This is a genomic window from Clostridium sp. MT-14 (genome assembly GCF_042436595.1).
In the GTDB taxonomy this organism is placed as follows: domain Bacteria; phylum Bacillota; class Clostridia; order Clostridiales; family Clostridiaceae; genus Clostridium_B; species Clostridium_B aromativorans.
Map to the genome: position 1 here is coordinate 1 of NZ_JBHMIY010000022.1, position 24126 is coordinate 24126.

The 24126-nt window shown below is 33.6% G+C and carries 21 protein-coding genes; 18 read left to right on the forward strand and 3 right to left on the reverse strand.

The annotated features are described in order from the left end of the window. Positions 1-828 precede the first annotated feature (828 nt). The 16 genes from ACFHWD_RS14135 to ACFHWD_RS14210 all read left to right on the forward strand — a co-directional run bounded on the left by ACFHWD_RS14135 (position 829) and on the right by ACFHWD_RS14210 (position 19296). On the forward strand, positions 829-1065 hold the full coding sequence (locus ACFHWD_RS14135) for a DUF4829 domain-containing protein (RefSeq protein WP_378062402.1): 237 nt from the start codon (positions 829-831) through the stop codon (positions 1063-1065). Positions 1066-1278: 213 nt separating this feature from the next. Next, positions 1279-1863 (forward strand): TetR/AcrR family transcriptional regulator, encoded by a 585-nt coding sequence (locus tag ACFHWD_RS14140; RefSeq protein ID WP_150358349.1) that lies wholly within the window; start codon positions 1279-1281, stop codon positions 1861-1863. A 242-nt stretch (positions 1864-2105) separates the two neighbouring features. Further along, complete coding sequence (locus tag ACFHWD_RS14145) at positions 2106-4325, forward strand: RND family transporter (protein ID WP_378062404.1); 2220 nt, start codon at positions 2106-2108, stop codon at positions 4323-4325. After that, positions 4315-6507: a methyl-accepting chemotaxis protein gene (locus ACFHWD_RS14150; protein WP_150358347.1), complete on the forward strand. Its 2193-nt coding sequence runs from the start codon at positions 4315-4317 to the stop codon at positions 6505-6507. Before ACFHWD_RS14145 ends, ACFHWD_RS14150 begins: the two co-directional genes overlap by 11 nt. Before the next feature lie 16 nt (positions 6508-6523). Next, positions 6524-6733, forward strand: a complete 210-nt coding sequence (locus ACFHWD_RS14155; RefSeq protein WP_150358346.1) for a hypothetical protein — start codon at positions 6524-6526, stop codon at positions 6731-6733. After that, positions 6715-7617, forward strand: coding sequence for a DMT family transporter (locus ACFHWD_RS14160; protein ID WP_378062407.1), 903 nt, complete (start codon positions 6715-6717; stop codon positions 7615-7617). The genes ACFHWD_RS14155 and ACFHWD_RS14160 overlap by 19 nt, the downstream gene beginning before the upstream one ends. Before the next feature lie 162 nt (positions 7618-7779). Beyond that, positions 7780-9132: a glucose-6-phosphate isomerase gene (locus ACFHWD_RS14165; RefSeq protein ID WP_378062515.1), complete on the forward strand. Its 1353-nt coding sequence runs from the start codon at positions 7780-7782 to the stop codon at positions 9130-9132. A gap of 229 nt (positions 9133-9361) precedes the next feature. Continuing rightward, the gene (locus ACFHWD_RS14170; RefSeq protein ID WP_150358344.1) at positions 9362-9586 is read left to right on the forward strand and encodes a hypothetical protein; all 225 of its coding nucleotides are present in this window, start codon (positions 9362-9364) and stop codon (positions 9584-9586) included. A 20-nt stretch (positions 9587-9606) separates the two neighbouring features. Next, positions 9607-10044 (forward strand): YaiI/YqxD family protein, encoded by a 438-nt coding sequence (locus ACFHWD_RS14175; protein ID WP_150358343.1) that lies wholly within the window; start codon positions 9607-9609, stop codon positions 10042-10044. A gap of 139 nt (positions 10045-10183) precedes the next feature. Further along, on the forward strand, positions 10184-12187 hold the full coding sequence (locus ACFHWD_RS14180; protein ID WP_150358342.1) for a triple tyrosine motif-containing protein: 2004 nt from the start codon (positions 10184-10186) through the stop codon (positions 12185-12187). A gap of 69 nt (positions 12188-12256) precedes the next feature. Beyond that, positions 12257-12928 (forward strand): lytic transglycosylase domain-containing protein, encoded by a 672-nt coding sequence (locus ACFHWD_RS14185; RefSeq protein ID WP_229981190.1) that lies wholly within the window; start codon positions 12257-12259, stop codon positions 12926-12928. A gap of 167 nt (positions 12929-13095) precedes the next feature. Continuing rightward, entirely contained in the window at positions 13096-13812 is a 717-nt protein-coding gene (locus ACFHWD_RS14190; protein ID WP_229981189.1) for a pseudouridine synthase, read from the forward strand. A 382-nt stretch (positions 13813-14194) separates the two neighbouring features. Then, on the forward strand, positions 14195-14488 hold the full coding sequence (locus ACFHWD_RS14195; RefSeq protein ID WP_150358897.1) for a YerC/YecD family TrpR-related protein: 294 nt from the start codon (positions 14195-14197) through the stop codon (positions 14486-14488). 174 nt (positions 14489-14662) lie between these two features. Further along, positions 14663-16903, forward strand: a complete 2241-nt coding sequence (gene pcrA, locus ACFHWD_RS14200; RefSeq protein ID WP_150358896.1) for a DNA helicase PcrA — start codon at positions 14663-14665, stop codon at positions 16901-16903. A 33-nt stretch (positions 16904-16936) separates the two neighbouring features. Then, on the forward strand, positions 16937-18934 hold the full coding sequence (ligA, locus tag ACFHWD_RS14205) for an NAD-dependent DNA ligase LigA (RefSeq protein WP_179978448.1): 1998 nt from the start codon (positions 16937-16939) through the stop codon (positions 18932-18934). Between the two features lie 92 nt (positions 18935-19026). After that, the gene (locus ACFHWD_RS14210; protein WP_150358894.1) at positions 19027-19296 is read left to right on the forward strand and encodes a hypothetical protein; all 270 of its coding nucleotides are present in this window, start codon (positions 19027-19029) and stop codon (positions 19294-19296) included. 32 nt (positions 19297-19328) lie between these two features. Here the strand turns inward: ACFHWD_RS14210 and ACFHWD_RS14215 are convergent, their stop codons facing one another. Beyond that, positions 19329-19496, reverse strand: coding sequence for a hypothetical protein (locus ACFHWD_RS14215; RefSeq protein ID WP_179978449.1), 168 nt, complete (start codon positions 19494-19496; stop codon positions 19329-19331). Between the two features lie 175 nt (positions 19497-19671). On the opposite strand from ACFHWD_RS14215, the gene ACFHWD_RS14220 reads away from it, so the two are divergent. Next, on the forward strand, positions 19672-21282 hold the full coding sequence (locus ACFHWD_RS14220) for a peptide ABC transporter substrate-binding protein (RefSeq protein WP_150358623.1): 1611 nt from the start codon (positions 19672-19674) through the stop codon (positions 21280-21282). Between the two features lie 68 nt (positions 21283-21350). Here the strand turns inward: ACFHWD_RS14220 and ACFHWD_RS14225 are convergent, their stop codons facing one another. Further along, positions 21351-21509, reverse strand: a complete 159-nt coding sequence (locus tag ACFHWD_RS14225; protein WP_150358622.1) for a hydroxymyristoyl-ACP dehydratase — start codon at positions 21507-21509, stop codon at positions 21351-21353. A 99-nt stretch (positions 21510-21608) separates the two neighbouring features. After that, positions 21609-23024 (reverse strand): hypothetical protein, encoded by a 1416-nt coding sequence (locus ACFHWD_RS14230; RefSeq protein ID WP_150358621.1) that lies wholly within the window; start codon positions 23022-23024, stop codon positions 21609-21611. A 95-nt stretch (positions 23025-23119) separates the two neighbouring features. Between ACFHWD_RS14230 and ACFHWD_RS14235 the strand changes: the two genes are divergently transcribed. Next, positions 23120-24109, forward strand: a complete 990-nt coding sequence (locus tag ACFHWD_RS14235) for an AIR synthase family protein (protein WP_150358620.1) — start codon at positions 23120-23122, stop codon at positions 24107-24109. Positions 24110-24126: the final 17 nt, after the last annotated feature.

Below are 24126 nucleotides of genomic sequence, written 5' to 3' on the forward strand. Positions count from 1 at the left end.
AATATCATGGTATATTTAAATTCGAATTATTTAAATGCACCCATAGCATTTTTATTATTTTTATCAATTTAATAATTACTAAATTGTTAACGCTAGAAAAAATAAAACCCTACAAGGTGGCTAATTAATTTGCAATCAATAAACCTCCAGTGTAAAAAGCTGGAGGTACTTAGTTATAGAACTAATAAAATTAAGAAATTTATTAATTAATAATATGTCCATAAAATATTAAATTATTCTTAATATTTAGACTATTGTTTTTCCTTATTATAATGGTAAAATATAGATAACAAAAACATAATTATATGGTAGTAAAGGAATTCCTCTCTAAGAAGTAAGAAGTTAATACTTAATTATGTGCCATTTATAAACGCCTCGCAAAATGGTTTAGGGCTCCTATAAAATAGGAACCCATTTCTTCTGCCGTCAAAAATAAGGAAGGATGGTTCAACGATTATGGGGCGTATAATTTAGGAGAAGTACTGCTTACTTCTGATGAAAATGGAAATAAATTAATTGATAGTTTAGATAATCAATTCAAGGTTAGGATGATGGTGCCGAAAGGCTAGAGATAGCTTATTTTAGAGGGATCTATTTAAAAATAGAATAAAAGCTCATCTGATATTTAGATGAGCTTTTATCCTATTGTATTGTCTGGTTCCTAGGTATAAGAGATTGTATAATTATATACTTACCTCATGTTTTATTGTATATATTAAATGTCAAAATAATATGTGAAAACCCAAAATGCCCCATAAATATTGCAAAGTCAGGGATAGGAAAAATGAGAAACACAAAGAAAGGCGTAGTTTAGCTGTTAAATGAGTTTTGGAGAAATCTGAAGATAGAAGACCATCACAAAAAGAAGTTTATATGAAATATGGTCGTGGCATAATAACACATGCAAAAGCTGAAAACATAAAGATTTATAAGGTTGAGTATACAGTTGAATATAAAAAAGATGGTGTTGGTCCTGAAGACAGTGGGAAAGATATTAAATGGTGCACACTTATTAGAAAAGACAAGAATTCGCCTTGGTTAATTGACGAAATTGGAGAGGGTTAATTGATAAAAAGAGTTTTGGGGAAATTCAGAACTCTTTCTCTGCTGTCAGATTAACCGCAGCGACTTCATGGGAGAGATAAAGCCCGGAGGGTGACTAACTAAAAACATTCTTATTCTCTTTTAAAATTAGTTTGACATGTAAATAGAATAGATATAAAATACAAATAAATAAATGTTCATTTATTTATTTGTATTTTTGGATGGTGATATGAAATGGCTAGAATTGCAGATCCTAAAAAAATAGATAATATTAAAAAAGCAGTGATGGAGTGTATAATAGATTACGGATATTCCAGCGTATCAATCGCTTTAATTTGTGAAAAAGCAGGAGTTTCTCCTGGATATTTGTATAGATATTATAATAGTAAAGAGGAATTAGTACAGGAATTGGTGGACTCGGAAATGAGCGTGATAATTAATGACTTTATAGCAGATATTGATTCTTCTGATACTATGTATGAAGCTGGATGTAGAACAATAAGAAAATTATTTATGAATGCAAACAGGGAGCCGATGATGGCAAAATTTGCTGCTTCAGTTGTGATGGATTTGAGAATACCCACAAAGGAAAAGTTTAATAGATTTAATGGCATACTGAATCTGGCGAAAAAATGTATTGAATTGGGGAAAAGAACGGGTGAATTTAAATCTAATGTAACTGCTGCGGAGGTATTGGTTGTGTCCTTTACAATTCCATTTAGGTATCTATCATTTTCGCTGGAATTAGAAAATAATAAAAAATTTACAGAAGAAGAAGCTAAAAGAATAGCAAAAATATGTATTAATGCATTGAAATAATTTTTACTTAAATTAATGAATAAATGTTTATTTATAAATAAAGAAGGTATAGATTTAAGTACAAGAAAATTACTATGATAATGAATTAAAATTGTTTCCTGAATCGAATTCTAAAGTCAGGTAGAACCGAAGATAAAACTGTCGAAGTTATAGGATAGGAAAGACCTCTTGAAATGTTCATACATATGATTTGATCGTGTATTTTGGAATAAGTGTATAAGGAATGGAGAAGGAGAAGCTTGATGAAGAACAGAATAAAAACTAAACCATCCGATCTAGTAGTCAATTTTATTGTAAATAAAAGTAAGTATATTGAAATATTTTTTGCAGTCATGGTCGTAATCAGCATATTTTTATATCTATTTGTGAAAGTCAATTATGATCTCACCAAATATCTGCCGAATACGGCGGCATCCAAAGTCGGCCTGAACCTTATGGAGAAAGAATTTGGCTATCCAGGTACCGCCCGCATCATGATCAAGAATGTATCCCTGTATCAGGCAAAGCTGTATAAGGAAGAGATAGAGGCGGTGGATGGCGTAGATACAGTATTTTGGGCAGATACGGCAGAAAATATTGAAAAGTATACCGATGTATATACTTCTGATACCTTTATAAAAGCCGAAAATATCCAGGATTATTATAAAGACAATTGTGCAGTGATGGATATTTCCTTTGTCAAAGGGGATTCCGACCAGAGGACATCGAAGGCACTGGACAAGATTTATGAAATTGTAGGTGATAAGGGCAGCTTTACAGGACCTGCTGTTCAGAATAAATCCTTGAATGAGAGCTTGAACAAGGAAATGAAAAGCGCTACGGTAATTGTAATCGCCGTTGTGGCATTGGTACTTATATTGACAACGACAGCGTGGCTTGAGCCATTGTTGTTCCTTCTGGTCATGGGGATTGCCATTGTGATTAATATGGGAACAAACGTATTTTTGGGAGAGATCTCATTTATGACTGCAAGTGTGGCCCCCGTTCTGCAGATGGCCGTTGCAATGGATTATTCAATTTTTCTGATGCATGCGTTCACCGAAGAAAAAGATGCAGGTAAAGAGCCCAAAGAAGCCATTGAAATTGCCATACGGCAATCCGCATCCTCCATTATAGCCTGTGGCATGGCAACCATTATCGGTTTTTTGGCGCTGACTCTCATGAAGTTTTCCATAGGATATGACCTGGGAATTGTTCTGGCAAAGGGAATTTTTATCAGTTTGCTGACTGTTTTGTTTCTGATGCCTTCCCTGATTATCCGAAGCCAAAATATGATTCAAAAAACTGCGCATCGTAAACTGGTAAAGCTCCCTAAGAGGCTGGGCAAAGGTATTTTAAAGATCAAATATGTGGCATTGGGACTTGCTATATTTTTGGCGGTGCCCTGTTTTATTGCAAAAGACATGAACAGTTTTCTTTTCGGCAATTCGGCGGTAGGTGCGGGAGAAGGTACGCAGGTCTATAAAGATGAGCAGGAAATTGACAGGATTTTTGGAAAAAGCAATATGCTTATGGCATTGATACCAGATGACTCCAACATAAAGGAGAAGGAATTGTCCGATGAATTGGGGAAGCTCAGTTATGTGAAAAAAGTAACCTCGCTGGAAAATACACTGCCGGAGGGTATACCGGAAAGCATTATTCCAAATAGAATCACCACACAGCTTCACTCGGGAAAATATGCACGTATTTTAATTTACATAAGAACGCGGGAAGAAAGTGATGCGGCATTTCGATATGCTGATGGGATCAAGGCCATTGTTCAAAAGTATTATCCTCAGCATTCGTCTTTGATTGGAGCTACTACCTTTACACAGGATATCAAAACCATACTCACCCGTGATTATACATTCGTGGACAAACTTTCTCTAATAGGGGTGGTAATCGTGGCAGTGATTGTATTTAAATCACTGTTGATTCCCATTCTGCTGGTAGTGCCTATTGAAATAGCGATTTTTTTCAATATGGCAGTACCTTATTTCATGGGGGAGAACATGATTTTCATGGGTTACATTATAGTCAGCTGCATCCAGTTGGCTGCAACTGTAGACTATTCAATATTGATGACCAACTACTATTTAGAATACCGAATGCATTTGGATAAGAGAGAGGCCATTCTAGAAACGATTTGGGCAGCGGTTCCGCCTATCATGAATTCTGGGCTCATTCTTTCCTTTGCAGGATATACACTTTACTTTACTTCAAGTATTGCCGCCATTGGTGCCATGGGACATCTAATTGGACGTGGTGCACTGATGAGTATTGCAATGGTTGTCTTGCTGCTGCCGGCACTACTGTATATTTTTGATGGACGCATCTACAAGCATATTTCCAGGATGAACCAGCTGAAAGACAAAGCAAGGAAGAAACTTGCAGATAAGCTGCAGTTGGGAGAAGTGTTGCCCAAGACAATAGAGGATAAATCTTCTGAAAGTTTGGAGGGATTGAAGAATGAAAATTAGGAAAAGAATTCTATCAAGTATATTAGCACTCTTGATTTTGCCCGTCACCTTGTCCGGCACGGCCACAGCGGCAGCACCCAAGGTCTCGGTGGATGAATCTGCTTATGTAAATCTGGATTATTACGGTACACCAACCAATATAAACATTGTAAAAAGCTGCAATTTAAATGGGAATCAACAATTCACAGACTATGGTGAATATGAAAAGGTGAGCAATATGTCCAACAATGTTGTTCCCACGATGAAGAATGGAGCTGTCAGTTGGAATCTGAACAACTACAAGGGACGATTCTATTATGAATGCACTCCCAAAAAGGGAACTGTAGTTTTACCATGGAATGTGGATGTGTCCTATTCCCTTAATGGCACTCCCATAGCTGCATCCAAATTGGTTGGTGCATCTGGTTTGATACAGATTGATGTAAAGGTGACGCCAAATACCAAGGCCAACATGTATTACAGAAACAATATGCTTTTGCAAATGCAGACCATAGTGGATATGTCAAAAGCGTCAAGCGTGGATGCGCCGGGTGCACAGGTTCAGACCATAGGCAATAAAAAAATCATTTTGTTTGCCGCACTTCCGGGAGAGAAAGATACCTTTACCCTCCGTATCGGTACGAATAGCTTTGAAACCGATGGTATTCTGCTGACCATGGTGCCGGGAACTCTGAGTCAGCTGCAGGATGTGAAGGATCTTAAAGATAACATCGACACGTTTAGAGATTCCATGAATTCCATCTATGACAGTACAAATGCACTTTTACAAACAGCTGAAAATATGCAAAGCGGTCTGTCACGAGCTAAGTCTGGTTTATCCTCATTGGACCGCGCTAACAGTAATATAAGTGTATCAAAAGATAGTTTGTTTGATAAATCAGAAACGGCATTGGCGGATTTGTCAAAAGTGGCATCCAATACGGCGGCAATGATTCCCCATATCAATGAGGGGGAAAATGCTATTGAAGATTTGAACTATGATTTGAATGCTATGACAAAAACCATTGAAAGTACAAAGACTGAACTGGAGAAATATAAGGCTTCCATCAAAAACGTACAGGATGACATTGAGGAACTGCGTGATGTTGTGAAAGATGTAAACAGCAAATCCGATGAAAGAGATGAACTGCTTCAGCGTACCAGATCGGATATAGAAGATATGCAGGCAGATCTGGAGAATTTGAGTGACAGCTCCTCTGACTTGAGCAACAAGTTGAATGCAGTGAGTTCTGACATATCCACATTGTCAGATGCCATGAAAAGTGTAAGTGGGGAATTGTCAGGAATTGCCGAAAAGTATTTACAGGGTATTGAAAATGAAGAGCTGAAGAAAGTTCTGATGGCATTATATAGTAACATACAACAAATGCTCTCCTATGTTGATTCAACGCTCTCAGATCTTGCTGCAGCATGCGATTCCACCAGTGAACTGCTTGACCAAACATCTGATATAAGTGAAAATGGTAAAGATTATTTAAATACCGTCAATTCAAGCATATCTTTGATAGAAGATTATTTCGAAGATTTTGACAGGGCAAATGAGGTTACAGATGATATGCTCAGTGAACAATCGGAAATATTGTCAAACACCAGCAGCTTGCTGACAAAAAGTGAAACCCTTATTGACAATATTTCAGCAGTCAATGATACAGCAAATAAGTATAAGAGCAGTTCTATAAAAGCACTGCAGGATATGGGAACCCTGCTGGACAGTATGACCAAAGGTCTTAATAGTTCACAGAATTTTCTGAGCAGCTTTGAATCTGTACTTAAAAACAGCAGCGGCGATATCAGCCAGGGCAACAGTGATATGCTTAAAGGCCTTATCGGAGTACTTAAGCAGAGCCTTGAGGGAATTAAAAGCGTACCTACCATGAGGAAGGCAAATGATTCTATTAAGTCTACTGCAGATAAGGAAATCGATAAATTTGAGAATGAGAACAGGCTGCTGTATCTGGATCCGAAAGCAGAACTGATCTCCTTTACTTCCAGCAAAAACCCTTCGCCCAGGAGCATACAGGTGATTCTGAGAACGCAGGAAATCAACAAGGACAGTGGTAATGAGAATATAACAAATGCGGATTCAGACGCGCAGGATAAAGGTGTACTTTACAGAATCATCCGGGTATTTGTTAAATTAAAGCAAGCTGTGGTATCAGCTTTCTCGGATATCAATCAATAAGGCGGCCAAGCATTAATTGAGTGATGTTAAATATGGAAAAGGAGAACTTGCAAAAGCTCTCCTTTTCCATAAATGTATATTTATCAGAGAACTATTATTTGATAATACTTCTAAATTCATAGATATATTAAAAGATATCACATTTGTTAAAAATGTGCCGAAAATATTGTATAATGAATGTAACATTTTAATTAGGGGGATATATAAGTGGAAAATGCAGATGTAAGGAAATCCTTAATTGCAGATATTTCTCTTCTAGTGGTTGCAGTAATATGGGGAGGAGGTTTTATAGCTGCAAAAATAGCTTTATTGAGTATTACTCCATTTTATCTGTTGTCCTTTAGATTTTTGTGTTCAGGAATCATTTTATATATGATATTTTTTAAAAAAATGATAAAAATAGACAGACAAAGTTTTATAGCTGGAATTACCCTGGGGCTGATCTTATACGCAGGGCAGACCTTTCAGACTGTTGGGCTTAAATATACAACAGCTGGAAAGCAGTCCTTCTTAACTGCTTCCTATGCTGCAATAGTACCTTTTGCTTCCTGGCTGGTGACTAAAAAAGCACCTAATATTTATGCAGTATTGGCCGGCTTTTTAACTTTAATAGGAATAGGATTTTTGAGTCTGCAGCAAAATATATCCATAAGTTTTGGAGACAGCCTTACACTGCTTTTTACAGTTGTTTATTCTTTCCAGATAATTTTGATTGGAATCTATGCTAAGAGGGATATAAATCCTATACATTTAACAACGGTACAATTGTTATCCGCAGGTATATTTACGTTGATAAGTGCGTTGATATTCGAGCCCCATATGCATGTCCCGGATAGCAGAGGAATAGCTGGAATATTGTATCTCATAATATTTAATACGACTATTGCATTCTTAGTACAAAATGTAGCGCAGAAGTATACATCTGATACCCATGCTTCAATAATATTGTCACTGGAATCAGTCTTTGGATGTTTTTTGTCTATACTTTTGATGGGGGAGGTATTTACAAAAAAAATGGTCATTGGATGCATAATCATATTTATTGCAGTAATTTTATCTAAGACAGATAGACTTCATTCTTTGCCAGGCAGGCAATCGAGTGATTCTTAGGTTCAGATTGTCGATCTGCAGAATTTTATGGAATATATATAATAGATATAAAAATATTGGGCAAATTATAAATGGGTATTTTTAAGATAGATTTAATAATAGTGCTATACTATCATTGTATTGAGAAAAAATTATAGATTCTGGAGGTGGAAATCAACTGTGTTGAATAAGGGTATAAAATTGGATTTAAGCAAAGTTGCTCCATACGTACAGGAAAAAGAAATTATGAACATGCAGTCAGATATATCAATTGCCCACAATATGATAGAAAATAAAAATGGAAGAGGAAATGATCAGCTGGGATGGGTTGACTTACCTGTATATTATGATGAAAATGAATTTAGAAGAATAAAAATTGCGGCACAAAAAATAAGGGAAAAATCTGATGCCTTAATAATTATAGGAATAGGGGGTTCATATTTAGGAGCTAGAGCAGCTATAGAAATGCTTTCACATAGTTTTAACAATATACTACCAAAGGATAAAAGAAGGAATTTGGCTGTATTTTATGCAGGTAATAATATGAGTTCAACCTATATGTATGATTTGATTCATACTGTAGAGGAAATGAATTTATCTATAAATGTTATTTCAAAATCTGGAACGACCACAGAGCCAGCAGTTGCATTTAGAATATTTAAAAAATTGCTTGAGAAAAAATATGGGAAAGAGGAAACTAGAAATAGAATATATGTAACTACAGACAGTAAAAAGGGTGTTTTAAGGGAAATAGCAGATAGAGAGGGATATGAGACATTCACCATACCAGATGATGTAGGTGGAAGATATTCTGTACTCACGGCAGTAGGACTTTTACCAATAGCGGCTTCAGGTATAGATATAGACGAAATGATTAGGGGTGCAGAAGATGCACGGTTGGAATGTAGAATAGAAGATCTTCAAAAAAATCCTGCATATCAATATGCAGCAGTTAGGAACATACTGTATAAAAAAGAAAAAATCATTGAAATGATAGTAAATTTTGAGCCCTGTCTTCACTATTTCGGAGAATGGTGGAAGCAGTTATTTGCGGAGAGTCAGGGTAAGGATAACAAAGGTATATTTCCCGCTTCGGTGGATTTTTCTACAGATCTCCATTCAATGGGTCAGTATATACAGCAGGGTTTGAGAATAATGTTTGAAACTTTCATAAATGTAGAAAAGCCTAGAAGGGAGATATTCATAGAAAAAGATAATGAAAATGTTGATGGAATTAATTTCCTGGATGGAAAATCTATAGATTTTATAAATCATCAAGCTTTTAAAGGAACAGTTTTAGCCCATAATAAGGGAAACGTACCGGTAATAGTTTTAAATGTACCTGAATTAACTGCCTATTACTTTGGGTATATGGTATATTTTTTTGAAAAATCTTGTGGAATTGGCGGTTATTTGATGGGAATAAATCCATTCGACCAGCCGGGAGTTGAGACCTATAAGAAAAATATGTTTGCCTTCCTCGGAAAACCAGGTTATGAATATAAAAAGAAGGAATTGGAAGGAATACTTGACTGACAATTTAAATTCACCTGCTTTACTGTGCTGTTGTACATAAGGCAGGATTATTTTTACTAAAGTGCAAACATGAAATAATAAATTTTTTCAGTGCCGATGAAAATATCCAGCCAAGTCTGAATTTTGATGCTTAGAAATGGTACTTATAATCTGCGTTGACAGCTGATTTCATCATGTCTATAATAATAGGTAAAATCGGGTTTTATTTACTTAATAGGAGGAAATTTTTATGAAGAAGGTGTTTATTAAATCCTTAGTAATATATACGATCTTGTTTTGTTTGCTAAATTACGTCAATACTTCAGAGCTTAATCCCATATCAATAATAAAGATGTTGATTATTTCTATCTTGTGTGCGCTGGCACTTTCCGGCCTTACTGTTTTACTGAAAGCCAATTTTTTAAAAAATAATAAGGATAAATTGAAGAGCAATAAAAAAAGTCAAAAAAAATAGAGGAGATAGCAATTGTAAATATGAAAATATTAGTAGATGCGGATGCTTGTGCAGGTAAGGATATAATAGAAAATGTTGCCAGAAAAAACAATGTTCCAGTGAAAATGTACTGTGATTTAAATCATGTTTTAGATTCTGACTACAGCAGTGTGGAATATGTAGACAGTGGATTTCAAAGTGTGGATATGTATCTTATAAACAACACTGAAAAAGGAGATATAGTAGTAAGTCAGGATTATGGGGTGGCAGCCATGGCTCTTGGCAAAAATGCCTATGCCATAAGTCCTAAAGGATATATATACAGTAATGACAATATAGATAAGCTCCTTTTTGAAAGGCATATATCTTCTAAGGTGAGAAGATCAGGAGGAAAGACTTGCAATCCAAAAAAACGGACAAAAGAGGATGATCATAGACTTGAAAAAAATTTACTTGAGTTGATACATTCATTTCATTGATATTCAGTGATTATCTTAAATTATTCCCTTGTATAGAAATAAATACATAAAAAATACTATTACAAAATATGGAATTATAGTATAATATAAGTTAGAAAAATCTGATCAAAGGAATTATTATACGTAGGGGATGATTTAGATGAATGAGCTGGCTATAAACTGTAATTTAAAAAGTCCGCAGGCGAAAGAGTCAAAAGTTATTATCAATGTGGATAATAACTTAAAGCAAAAGCTTGTTTATAAGTATATGATAGGATGTAATGGTGTATGGGATATCTTAAAGGATTTTACGAACGAGGAAAAAATTGAGTGGATTCCTGAGAAAGATGGAAAATATATATTGATGGTGCAGGCTAAAAAAGTAGGAGGAAATAAGAGTTTTGATTATGTATCTAAGATGGATTATATAATAGGAAAGGCAGAGGAAAAGTTAATAAGCGGCATTTATATAGATAAGGACAAGCTTAAATTAGGAGACAAGCTTAATATAACAGTGGATACTACTAGATTTCCCCTTTTGTTCAGGTATTGGATAAGAATAGAAGATGAATGGGAAATGATAAAGGATTATTCGGCAGATAATGTACTTTCCTGGGTGGTTAAAGGCGAAGGAAAGGGTGAAATACTGGTAGAATGCAAGAATATAGATTCTAAAAATGATTTTGATGATTTTCAAAGTGCAAAATTTCAGGTATATTCTTTAAAAAATGTGGTAATAACTGATTTTAAATGCTTAACTTCGGACCTTCTCGAAGACTCAGAACTGATTTTTCAGATAGATTCAGATCATGATAGTGACAGGACAATACTCTATAAATTTTTTAAAATAAGTTCTAATGGAGAAACAGAGTGCATTCAAAATTATTCTACAAAAAGGATAGTAAGTTATGTAGAGAAAAAAAGTGGTGAATATAGACTTTTATGTCTGGCAAAAGATATATATTCCATGAATAAATTTGATGACAGGGCTGTTTTGAATTTTAGAGTCAAAAAATACAATAAAATCTATATAAAAAATTTTATTGCAGACATGAACTATCCTCAGTTGTGCGGAGTAAAGATAACTTTAAAAGCAGAGGTCATAGGTGGAAGGGAACTTTTATACAGGTATGTGATTGAGGGAAATTACAGTGAAGATTCCGGGTATACTACCTGTGACAGTTATGTATGGGAAAGCAAACAACCAGGCAGATATAAACTTATCCTAATGGTAAAAGATAGATCTTTTCAGGGAAATTATGAGGCTATAGAATATCTAAATTATATTATAGATGAAAGAAGTAGAGAACCAGTTAAAATTGAGGGAATGATCTTAAATGTAGATAATCCTGTATTAAAGGGTAAAACTATTAAGATGAAGGTGAATGCTTCTGGTGGAGTGGATCTCAAATATGGATTTTTAATAAGGAAAGAGGGGACTGAATTAAAAAATATAGATTATAGCAAAGATAATTTTATGGAATTTACTCCAGAGGAAAGTGGAAAGTATGAGCTGGAAGCGAGGGTAAAAGACCAATATTCCGATAGAGAATATGATTGTCATTCAATAAAAAGTATAGAGGTTTTTGACTATATTCCTGCCGTAATTGATTACATACTATATCCTGTGAAAGAGCTTTTCTTAGTAGGAGATGAAATTGTTATAAATTCTGTGGTGCAAAACACTAAAAATGTTGTTATAAAGTATGTACTCAATATAAATAACCATAAAGTGGAGGAAACAGATTTTGTTCCTCAGAAAATATATGCTTTTGTTCCCAAATACGGCGGTGTATACAGATTGGAAATTTTTGCAAAAAATGTTAAAAGTAAAAAAGAATTTGACTGTAAAAAAGAAGTATGTGTAGAAGTCAATGAAGCGCTCCCTATAACTAATACAAGAATAACCTGTGATAATTTGAAATTTAAATGTAGTATACCTGTGACCTTTACGGTTCATAAAGAAGGTGGAAAAGATGTTATGTATGAATTTTACGTCATGGAAAAGGGGGATTGGAATTTAGTACAGGACTACAGCAAAAAAAATTATTATACTTATATTCCTTTTAATAGAGGAGAGTATAAAATATTAGCCCTTTGTAAAAGTCAGCGCAGTAAAGTTTCCTATGAGGACTACAGCATATTCTCTTTTAAGACCGAATAGCGGCAGACTTAAGTTTATATACTTTAATACGATAAAAGAAGAGTAATATATTTTTAGGCGGGTGAAATAATGAGTTTAAATAATATAAATTCTACAGATCAGGATAAGAATATCCAAAAAGTTTTACAGCTGGAGTTTATGACAGAAATATTCAAGCAGGCCTTTGAAAACCAGGATTCATTTCAACTTGTTATGGAAAGTTTGACAAAAGCATTGTCAGACAGCAGTGGAAATATAGATATATCCAAACTTTCTCTGGATGATGAGGACTTGAGCAAGCTGGGATATGGAGGCGGACAAAGACTGAATAATATCTACAATAGTGTAAGAGATGACGTAAAAAGTGGAAATTCGAGTATTGATGAAGCGGTGGAGAGTGCTTCCAGAAAATACGGTGTGGATAAAAATTTGATAATGGCAGTTATAAAACAGGAATCCGGTTTCAATCCGCAGGCCAAATCTTCTGCAGGAGCCATGGGACTCATGCAGCTTATGCCTGGGACGGCTAGTGAATTAGGTGTGACAAATCCCTATGATGTAGAACAAAATGTAGATGCTGGAACGGAGTATCTGAGAAATATGCTCAATATGTTTGGAAATTCCAAAGAACTAGCTCTTGCGGCATATAATGCGGGACCTGGAACTTTAAAAAATAGAGGCGTAGATAGCAGCTCGGATATTGTCAAGCTGCCCTATGAAACTAGAAATTATGTGCAAAAAGTTATGCAATATTATGGATAATTAAGTATATAGATTTAAATTTATAATTGTAGAATACAGAACTGCCGGATATACTGTGAAAAGCGTTCTGTATTTTTATGCATTAATTTATTCAATTATATGAATCTTTAATAGCTTGATTTTAAGTGGAAAATACTATAGTATTAACGAAAAAAGGAGTCAGTAAAGTGGATAGATTGGATAAGATATTGGCCAATTTGGGATATGGCACTAGAAAAGAAATAAAATCAATAATAAAAAATGGAGAAATTAAAATAAATGGGGCAGTTGTAAAAGATAATTCTGTGAAAATAAATCCCTATGAGTGCAGTATAGAAATTTCTGGAGAAAATGTAGATTATAAAAAATACATATATATTTTGATGAATAAGCCTTGTGGAGTTGTATCTGCAACTTTTGATAATTTTGATGAGACGGTTATAGATATTCTGGAGCCTAAATACCAGTCTTTTAAACCCTTTCCTGTAGGAAGACTTGATAAGGATACCAGGGGATTACTCATAATTACCAATGATGGAAAGTTAAATCATAGATTGATATCTCCAAGGAGCCATGTGGATAAAGTATATTATGCTGAAATAGATAGGCCTTTAAATGAGTCCGATGTTGATAAATTTGGAAAAGGTATAGTATTAAAAGACGGATATAAGTGTATGTCTGCTGCTTTGCACATCATGGAATCTACTCAGGACGGTTCCAGGGCAGAGGTGACTGTACAGGAAGGAAAATTTCATCAAGTTAAGAAGATGTTTAATTCTTTGGGCAAAAATGTAGTTTATTTGAGAAGAATACGGTTTGGCCCAATAAAATTGGAGGATAGTTTAGAGGAAGGGGAATATAGAGAATTGTCTAAAGAAGAAATAGAAAGTATAAAAAAAATTTAGCCGTGAAATTTTTTAATGCATATTTATGTAATTATATAGATGACCCCATATAAAATAATTCATATTCTACTTGATATTTTGTTTTAATTTTACTATAATGAATATGCAAGAATAAATAAAAGGAATAATAGCCCCCTTTTTATTTATGAGCAAACAGTCCATGCCCCAATGGACTGTTTTTATTTTATACAATTATACTTTTTTTACATATACTGAAATTTTATCAATAATAATTAATGGAATGTATTTATTTGAATAATAAATACAATATAATATGCTATATTGTAAAAATATCTACAGTTTTATAGATTAATATTTTAATACGTGATAAAATTAAATAAAAGATGTGTTTATAAACATACATGAATAAGGAGTGGCGTTCATGGGAGAATATAGATCCAAATTAGAAAGTAAGCAGATGGATTATCTATGTGAGGCGGTATTGTGCTTAAAAACAAAAGAGGAATGTTATAGATTTTTTGATGATATATGTACGATAAACGAAATAAAATCTTTGGAACAGAGACTTCAGGTAGCCAAAATGCTCAGCAATAAAAAGACATATTTAGATATTGCAGCTGCAACAGGAGCCAGCACTGCTACGATAAGCAGAGTGAATAGATGTCTTAATTATGGAAGTGATGGGTATAAAATAGTATTGGGAAGGCTTAAGTAAAATATTTTTAGTATAAGTAAAATTTTTAGATGTGTTGATGGGGGTCAGCACATTTTTTATGTCTTATATGATTAAAGTACTGCTAAAATGTTATAATATTAGACATGAAGCAGATATACGTATACAGTTTAGATTAAAGATATAGATCTATATCTATAAATAGGAGTGAATTTTATGGATTTGAAAAATCTTTTGAACCGGGAACAGTATGAAGCAGTAGCAGCGGTAGACGGTCCACTGCTGATCTTAGCTGGAGCAGGATCAGGTAAAACGAGAGTCCTTACCTATAGAGTGGCCCATATGATTAAAGATTTAAATATATATCCTTCAAAAATATTGGCCATAACTTTTACCAACAAGGCTGCCGGAGAGATGAAAGATAGGATAAAGGAACTTGTTGGAGATGAAGTGGAAGGTATGTGGATATCTACGTTTCATTCAAGCTGTGTGAGAATATTGAGAAGAGAAATAGATAAACTTGGATATAATAAAAATTTTGCCATATATGACAGCTATGATCAGAAGGTGCTTATAAAGCAGTGCATGGAGGAATTGAATATAAATGACAAGGATATAACAGATAGGGAGATAATAAATAAAATTAGTGGACAAAAGGATATTTTAGTATCTCCGGAGCAGTTCAAAAGAGAAAATGAGGGAAATTTTAGAATTAATAAAATTGCAGATGTCTATTTGTTGTATCAAAAAAAGTTAAAAGATAATAATGCTTTGGATTTTGATGATCTTATATATAAAACTGTGCAGCTTTTTAAGGAGCATCCGGATGTACTGGAGTTTTACCAGAGAAAATTTGAGTATATAATGGTGGATGAGTACCAGGATACTAACAGGTCCCAGTATGAATTTGTCAAATTATTGGCTCAGGGGCATAAAAATATATGTGTAGTTGGAGATGACGATCAATGTATTTATGCCTGGAGAGGAGCGGATGTGAGAAATATTTTGGATTTTGAACAGGATTATCCAAATGCGAAGGTGATAAAGTTAGAACAAAATTATAGATCAAAGGGGAATATATTAAAGGCGGCCAATGATGTTATAAGCAATAATTCCAATAGAAAGAAAAAAGTGCTTAGGACTGAAAGTGAAAATGGAGACAAGATAAAATTGTACAGGGCTTATTCTGATCTTGAGGAAGGAAGATATGTGGCATTTAAGATAAGAGATATGGTGAATAGAGATGAAAAAAGACAATATAAGGATTTTGCGGTGCTTTACAGAACCAATGCCCAGTCACGTATTTTTGAAGATGCTTTTATGAAATCCAATATACCTTATAGAATAATTGGAGGACTTAAGTTCTATGATAGAAAAGAAATAAAAGATATTATGGCATATCTGAAATTTATAAATAATCCACTGGATGATATAAGCTTGAGGAGGATAATAAATGTACCCAAGAGGAATATAGGAGATTCTACAGTACAAAAGATACAGGGTTTTGCCAATTCTATGGAAGAATCTCTGTACAATGTGATTTTGGATGTGGACGAAGTATCAAATTTATCCAAGAGAAGTATTAATTCTATAAAAAAATTTGTAAGTATAATAAACAGCTTTATCAAAAGTAGGGATAAAATACCTGTTTCCAGTCTCATAAGGGAAATACTGGATATAACAGGATATTTGGATGAACTCAAAGACAGCAAGGAGGCAGACAGTATAAGTAGGGTGGAAAATCTTAAAGAACTCGTATCGGCTGCTTCTGAGTTTGAAACTACTTCAGAAGATACTTCACTTTCTGCATTTTTGGAGAAAGTGACCCTTGTTTCAGATATAGATAATTTTGATGACAATGCTGATTCTGTTGTACTCATGACTGTACACAGCGCGAAAGGGCTGGAATTTCCGGTAGTATTTATGGTTGGGATGGAAAATGGAATATTTCCGGGAATGCAGTCGTTGGATAGTGCCAAGGAAATGGAGGAGTCCAGAAGGCTCTGCTACGTGGGTATAACCAGGGCAAAAGAACAGCTTTATATGACTTCTGCTGAAACAAGAAGGGTATTTGGCAGGACAGTTTCATATCAGCAGTCTGATTTTGTAGATGAAATATCCCGCGAACTGAAGGAATATGATACTGTAAAGGAAAATAATATTAATAGTTATTCAAATAGGGTTTTGAATAATAATGCTTTTTTATGGAAGAAAAAGGCGGTTTCTAGCAATTTATCAGAGGCTGCAGGAATTTCTGCTGAAAGAGATGTTCCTGGTGACAAGTATTTAAAGCCTGAAGGTATAAAAGAGGGTATAAAGGTAAGACATAGTAAATTTGGGGTAGGAACTATTGTCAGCATATCAAAAAGTGGAAGTGACATAAAGCTCACTATAGTTTTTGACAAAATGGGAATAAAAAATTTGATGTATGGGATAGTGCCATTGGAAGCTGTATAGGGTGTACTCCCAGTTTACTTATGAGGTGATCTGATGAATGATGATATTGTGCATAAGATGAATGAAATTATAAAAGAGTTAAATAGATATGCCTACGAATACTATGTTGAGGATAATCCGAGTATTTCCGATAAAGAGTATGATATGAAATACGATGAACTTGTAAAATTGGAAAGGGATACTGGAATTGTTTTTCCCTATTCTCCTACACAGAGGGTGGGGGATACTGTGCTGTCTCAGTTTCAAAAATACATACATAAAGGCAGATTGTGGAGTCTTGACAAAGCTCAGAGCGTAAATGCCATAGAAGAGTGGCACAGGAGAAATGAAAGAATTGTAAATAATTATAACTTAACTCATGAGGATAAATTGCCAGAGCTTAAATATGTGCTGACTAAAAAGTTTGATGGACTTACGATAAACTGCACCTATGATGAAAGAGGAATGCTGATAAAAGCAGCTACTAGAGGCACGGGTATTGTTGGAGAGGATATAACTGCCCAGGCAAAGACCATAAAGTCTCTTCCCCTTAAAATAGACAATAACAGTCTGGTTGAAATACACGGGGAAGCTGTTATGACTAAAAAAGCTTTTGAACAGTACAATAAAAAAGCGAAGACTCCACTTAAAAATCTCAGAAACGGTGCTGCGGGGGCTCTTAGAAACTTGAATATAAAAGAGACGGCCAGGAGAAATCTTTCAGCCTTTTTTTATGATGTGGGATATAATGAAGGCAGACCCTTTAAAAGTTATGTGGAGATGATGAATTTTATAAGGGAAATGGGACTACCGCAGGACAGCTATCTTAAGATATGTACCAATATGGATGAGATAAAAAATGAGCTGGAGTATGTACACAGTATAAGAAATGAACTTCAGTATGATATAGATGGAGTGGTAATAGTAATAGATGATATGAGAACAAGAGAAATTCTAGGATATACCATTAAGTTCCCAAAGTGGGCCATAGCTTATAAGTTTGAGGCAGAGGAGATTACCACACAGCTTTTAGATGTTGAGTGGAATGTAGGTCGCAGCGGGAGGGTGACCCCTACAGCCATTTTGGAGCCGGTGGAATTAGGCGGAGCTACAGTAAAAAGGGCTACTTTGAATAATATGGATGATATAAGGAGAAAGGGAATAAAAATAGGATGCAGGGTGTTTGTAAGAAGATCCAATGATGTGATTCCGGAAATTACGGCGGTGGTGGAAGATGGTGAAGCGGATAAGACTGTGGATATAGAAGTCCCTGAAAAGTGTCCATACTGTGGTAGTAAACTTATAAAGGATGGTGTGCATTATTTTTGTGAAAATACGCTTTCCTGCAAACCTCAGATGGTAAAAAGCATAGTTCATTTTGGAAGCAGAGAGGCAATGGATATAGAGGGATTCAGCGAAAAAACTGCAGGGCAGCTTTTCGAAAAATTAAATATAAAATCCATAGCTGATTTGTATAGAATTCAAAAAGAGGATCTAATGACCTTAGATAAATTTGGAGAAAAAAAATCCCAAAATCTTATAAATGCCATAGAAAAAAGTAAAAATTGTGATCTGTCCTCATTTATATATGCCCTTGGAATACCGAATGTGGGCAAAAAAACTGCCACTGATCTGTGTAAAAAATTTAATAGATTGAGAGATATCCGAAAGGCTGAACTGGAAGATCTTGTATCAATTCCGGATATAGGTGAAACGGTGGCAAAAGGTATAATAGAATTTTTTAAACAGGACAATATAATAGAGAGCATAGATGAATTATTGAAATTAGGTATTAAACCACATTTTGAGAGTATTAATGTAGAGGAAAATGTATTTAAGGGAAAAACGGTAGTGGTCACAGGAACTTTAAAAAACTATACGAGAATGGGCATAAAAGAAAAATTGGAATCTCTAGGAGCTAAGGTTTCCGGCAGTGTAAGTAAAAAGACAGATTATGTCATAGCAGGTGAATCTACTGGAAGTAAATATGAAAAGGCAATTCAATTTGGAGTAAAAATAATTGATGAAAATCAATTTGAAAATATGCTGTGAATATTTACAAAACAATCGAAGAGAGTTAATATAAAAATAGTTTTGATTTATGATAAAATTAAACTTCAGGTAAAGAACCTGTGGAGGAAAAAATGAAAAGAACAATAAGTTTACTAGGATGGATAGGTGTTATATTCACTATTATTGCATTGGTATTGACACTTCTTACTACATATCATTTTACATATGTAAAGTATTTTAATGATTATTATATGCTGCAGTGGAGTATATTTGGTACTATGATAATATGGGCTGTGAATATGATCATTTTTAGAAGTAATTTTAAAAATATAGTATATCCTATAACTTGCGTGATAATAGCTTGTGTGACTATGTTTTTTATGTACATGAAGGTATTTTGATGTTTTTAAATAAGACAATCTTAAAGATTGCCTTATTTTTTTGATGTAAGCATATGTACATATTGAGTTAATTTTTCCAGCAGGTAATTTTTATATTTTAGCTGTGATAAGACTTGTTTGACAGTTATAAATCCCCAGATTAAGACGAATATGACAGTACACATAGTCAAAATACCTAAAACTTCTATTACAAGTAACATTTTACACTCCTCCGTATAATTAAAATCTTAAGGATACAAAAGCGCTTAAAACATACGTGAACATTATATCATAAAAAATTTATATTAAAAATATTATAATATAATCTGATTATTTTTGTAATAACTGACAATAATTTAAACTGTATTTTATTATCGTGAAAATAAGGAGATATATATGAAGAAACTTATTTATATAATGTGTATTATATTAATAATTTCAGTGGTTTCAATAACATTGATAGGAGGATCTCTGGAAAAAAAAGTTCAGCAAACTGAGAGCAATGATTATAAAAATAGTTTGGTATATAATTTAGGTGAATCGCCTAAAAATTTAATAATGCTTGATTCTGATAATATAAGGCAAAAGGATATACTTGCAAATACATTTGAGGGTCTGGTGAGTAGTGATGAAGATGGGAAAATAATTCCCGGTATAGCGGAAAATTGGAGTGTAGATGAAAGTGGAACCAGCTATACTTTTAAGATAAGGAAAAATGCTAAATGGAGCAATGGATCTAATATTACCGCCTATGATTTTGTGGACTTTTTTTCTAATATACTAAGCAAGGACATGGACAATATATATGCCCAGCAGCTGAATTGTGTATTTGGAGCAGAAGAATACAGGCAGGGTAAATGTGATTTTGGAAATGTTGCCATAAATGCTCTAAATGACAGAACGTTATGCATAAGGCTAAATTATCCCTGTAACTATCTCCTGAATATACTTGCACAGCCTATATACTCTCTTAGAAATATTGATTATAAACTCGTAGATTGGAAAAAGGATTATAAATCCATATTGTATTCGGGAAGTTTTGTCATAGACAGCATATCTCAGAATGGTGATATTACTTTAAAGAAAAATACCTATTATTGGAATAGATCACAGGTGAAAAGCAGCAAGGTAATACTTACGTTTTTAAAAACCAGTGAAAATGCATTGGCAGCTTTTGAAGAAGATAGGGTAAATATATTTACTAATCCCCCACTGGGAGAAATAAAAAATATAAAAAATAAAGTAAATTACATGACTTCACCTAATTTAAGCGGTAAAGGCATAGCTTTCAATATGAAAAAAGAAAATGTAGTAAATGACGTCAAATTTAGAAATTTTGTATCCATGGCTGTTGATAGAGAAAATATAGTAGAAAACATACTGTGTAATACTGCTGTTACAGCTAACTCCTATGTACCGAATTATGTAAGTAATGGATTGAACGGTAAATTTATGAATAAAATATTTTTTCAGGATAAGTCACAGGGGGAAAATGCTGCAGATATGATTAAAGGTTTGAATTATGGTGAAAATGAATCCCTCAAATTAATATATGTGGATAGTGTGGAAAATAAAAAAGTATGTGAGGACATAGCTGAGCGTATTGAGAAGATCTCTGGAATAGCAGTAAATTGTCAGGGATATGAATTGTCTAAATTCAAAGAGCAGTTGAGGGAGGGGCATTATGATATGGCAGAAATAGACTATGCAGGAGACTATGATTATCCACTTGCATTTTTAAATATGTGGAATTCCTCCCGGGCTTATAATTTATACGGATATAGAAATTTGCAGATTGACAGTAAATTGATGAATTCGTCCTTTAAAAAGGATGGAAATCAAAAAATAGAGATATTTAGAGATATCGAGAATGACTTAGCACGGGATATGCCTATGGTACCTTTATATTTTGAAAATACGGTTATTGTCTCAAAAACTTATGTTTCGGGTGTCTATGCGAATATAATGGGAAATATAAAGCTGGATAGGGCCTATCTGAATTATTAAAGGTCAGATAAAAAGGGATTGTCTTAAAATTTTTTAAAACAATCCTTCAAGTTTTTATCCTTGTGAATTTAAGGGGAAAGACCTTTATCTTTTATCTGATTCTTTGGAGAAAAGTATATACAGTTTGTTTTTGGAGATGAAAGATCTGTAATTGCAGTAATATGATTTAAAGTACATTTCCCGTTTTTCTCATGTATGCATCTTTCAGAACAGTTAATATCCATCATTGCCTATCACCTTCCTTATAAAGAACCAGATTGATTTTTATGTTTAGCTGTAAAATGCTTGTACTGGAGTGATATTATTATATCCTAAAGATAAAAAATTTATCCTTGGAAAGAGATTGGAATTTTGGGGTTTAAAAAATGCAGTACAATGAAAAATATAAACATATTTTTATATGTGTCAAAAGAAACTTTTACAGATTTAAATTTTTTCTTTTTCATGCTGTAAGTTACATACTTACAAAAAACTGGTGCTATTTCACAGGATTCAGGAGAGGGAATTGAGGATGTCCTGAAATTTTGTTCCTCTATTAGATCTTCTGATCTAAGAGAAAAATTCCTATATCGCTCTACATTGTTTAAATCGGGAGCTTCAGGCCAGCTTAAGATCATACCTGAATCTATAAGTTGACGTTTGAATATATCCAATACTATTAAATTGTTTTTATCTCTATTTTTGTACACTTCTACATTTATCAGAAAAGCCATTAGATACAGCATGACTTCCAGACAGGTAAATTCTACATTCTTTTTAGAAGTATCCTTTATAAACAATCCTTTTTCTGAATCATAAAGTTTTAAAAGTTTTTCAAGTATAAAATTTGCATTTTCTTTATATTTTATAAAATTCGTATGCTTATATATCATAATAAAATTTATATAGTTTAAGGAATCATTTTCAACGTCTGTTTCTTTTGCCATGCCGGACTGAGAATTTGCATGGTAAAATTTTTCAAAAATAAGCTCCGATATGTCAAGTATCAGATCTTTGCATTTGTTATCTTTGGAATACTCGTAGAATATATTTAATGCAAAGCACAATCTTGTAAGCTCTTCAAAAGACAATTCATACAGATCATTTTTTGAATCAATAAGCATATTTAAAATATCAAAGGAAAAATTTTTAAAATCTTCTTTTCCCTCACCATCCATCAAAGTACTGCATCTATAGTATGCAGCCATTAATAGAGCTTGAGATGAAAATTTGAATTTCTTGTATTTGTCTACAAATTTAATTTCTCCTGGATTTGCTCCACTTTCACATTTTTTATCAATAAATACGCCTTCACTGTTTCTAAAATAAGATGCGTAAAACTCTAGTTGTTTTTTACTCAGGGCAATATAGAATTTTCCTAAATTGTATTTATTCTTATCTATGTTATGAAAAGAATTATAGTAATCTGAAAGTTCCATCAAGCATAATGTCATAAATGCATTGCTGTCTATGTTTATTTCTTTTTTAAATTTGTCATCGTTCCAGCATAACCTGTCATTTATATTTATGAGAACAGGATTTGCTTTTCTATAAATACATAAAAGTGGAGAAACATTTTTAAATGTGTTAATATCAAAATTGGATGTATTTTTTGAGATAATTCCTTTGACTGAAGTGAGAACTCCACATTTTGAGTGTAGTACAATGTCTCTTAAAGATTCTTTTGAAAAATAAAACAGCTGCTGCTTCACATTACTGGGTTTTATTTTATTGATTTTTAAGAAAGGTCCTATATATTTCAAAATATTTACACCTACCATAAATTAATCCCTATATAGATAATATGAAACAGGATGCAAAATGGTGCTTATTTATTTTAGAAAGGAAGGAAAGTTTTATGGAAATTGGAAAATTGGATTGGAATGACTTAAAGGAGATAATAGATAAAAATAGGGCAGTTAAGAGAGAAGATGTTAGGATAAGGGGTGATATAGGTGAGGACTGCAGTGTTATAAATTTTGGAGATAAAGAATGCGTTGTTTCTACAGATCCTATTACTGGTGCTGATCTGAATAGCGGTAGGCTTGCAGTACATATAAATTGCAATGATATAGCATCCTGTGGTGTAGAGCCAGTGGGAATTTTAGTTACAATTCTAGCTCCTGAGAATTCATGCCTGGAGGATATAAATAAAATTATGGAAGAAGTAAGTGAGGAGGCAGGAAAGCTAAATGTGGAAATATTAGGCGGTCATACAGAAGTGACTAAAGCTGTAAATAGGATGGTTATTTCCTGTACTGCTATAGGAAAGGGAGAAAAAGATAAAGCTGTGGCTACTTCAGGGGCAAAGAAAGATGATGATATAGTAGTGACAAAATATTTGTGCCTGGAAGGAACTAGTATTATAGTGAATGATTTTGAGGAAAAACTCAAAGACATACTTACAACGGAGGAAATAGAGAAAGCAAAGGGTTATATAAAGCATATAAGTGTAGTTAAAGAAGGTGTATTGTCCGGCAAATTTGGAGTGAATTCTATGCATGACGTAACTGAAGGAGGGCTTTTGGGAGCGCTTTGGGAAGTTGCTAAGGCAAGTAAAGTTGGATTTAAAGTGTATGATGATAGGATACCACTTACTGAAATAACGATGAAAATATGCAGAAAATATTCTGTAGATCCTTTGAGATTTGTATCTTCAGGTAGTATGCTCATTACTACTGAAGATGGAAAAGGATTGGTACATATGTTGAAAAGCAATGGAATTAAAGCCAGTATCATAGGGAAAGTTACTGAGGAATCATATAAACTGGTTTGCAGTGGAAAAGAGAAGAAGATAACACCTCCAAAAAGTGATGAATTGTTTATATTGGAGGAAAAATTGAAATAATTGATGTATAATTGATT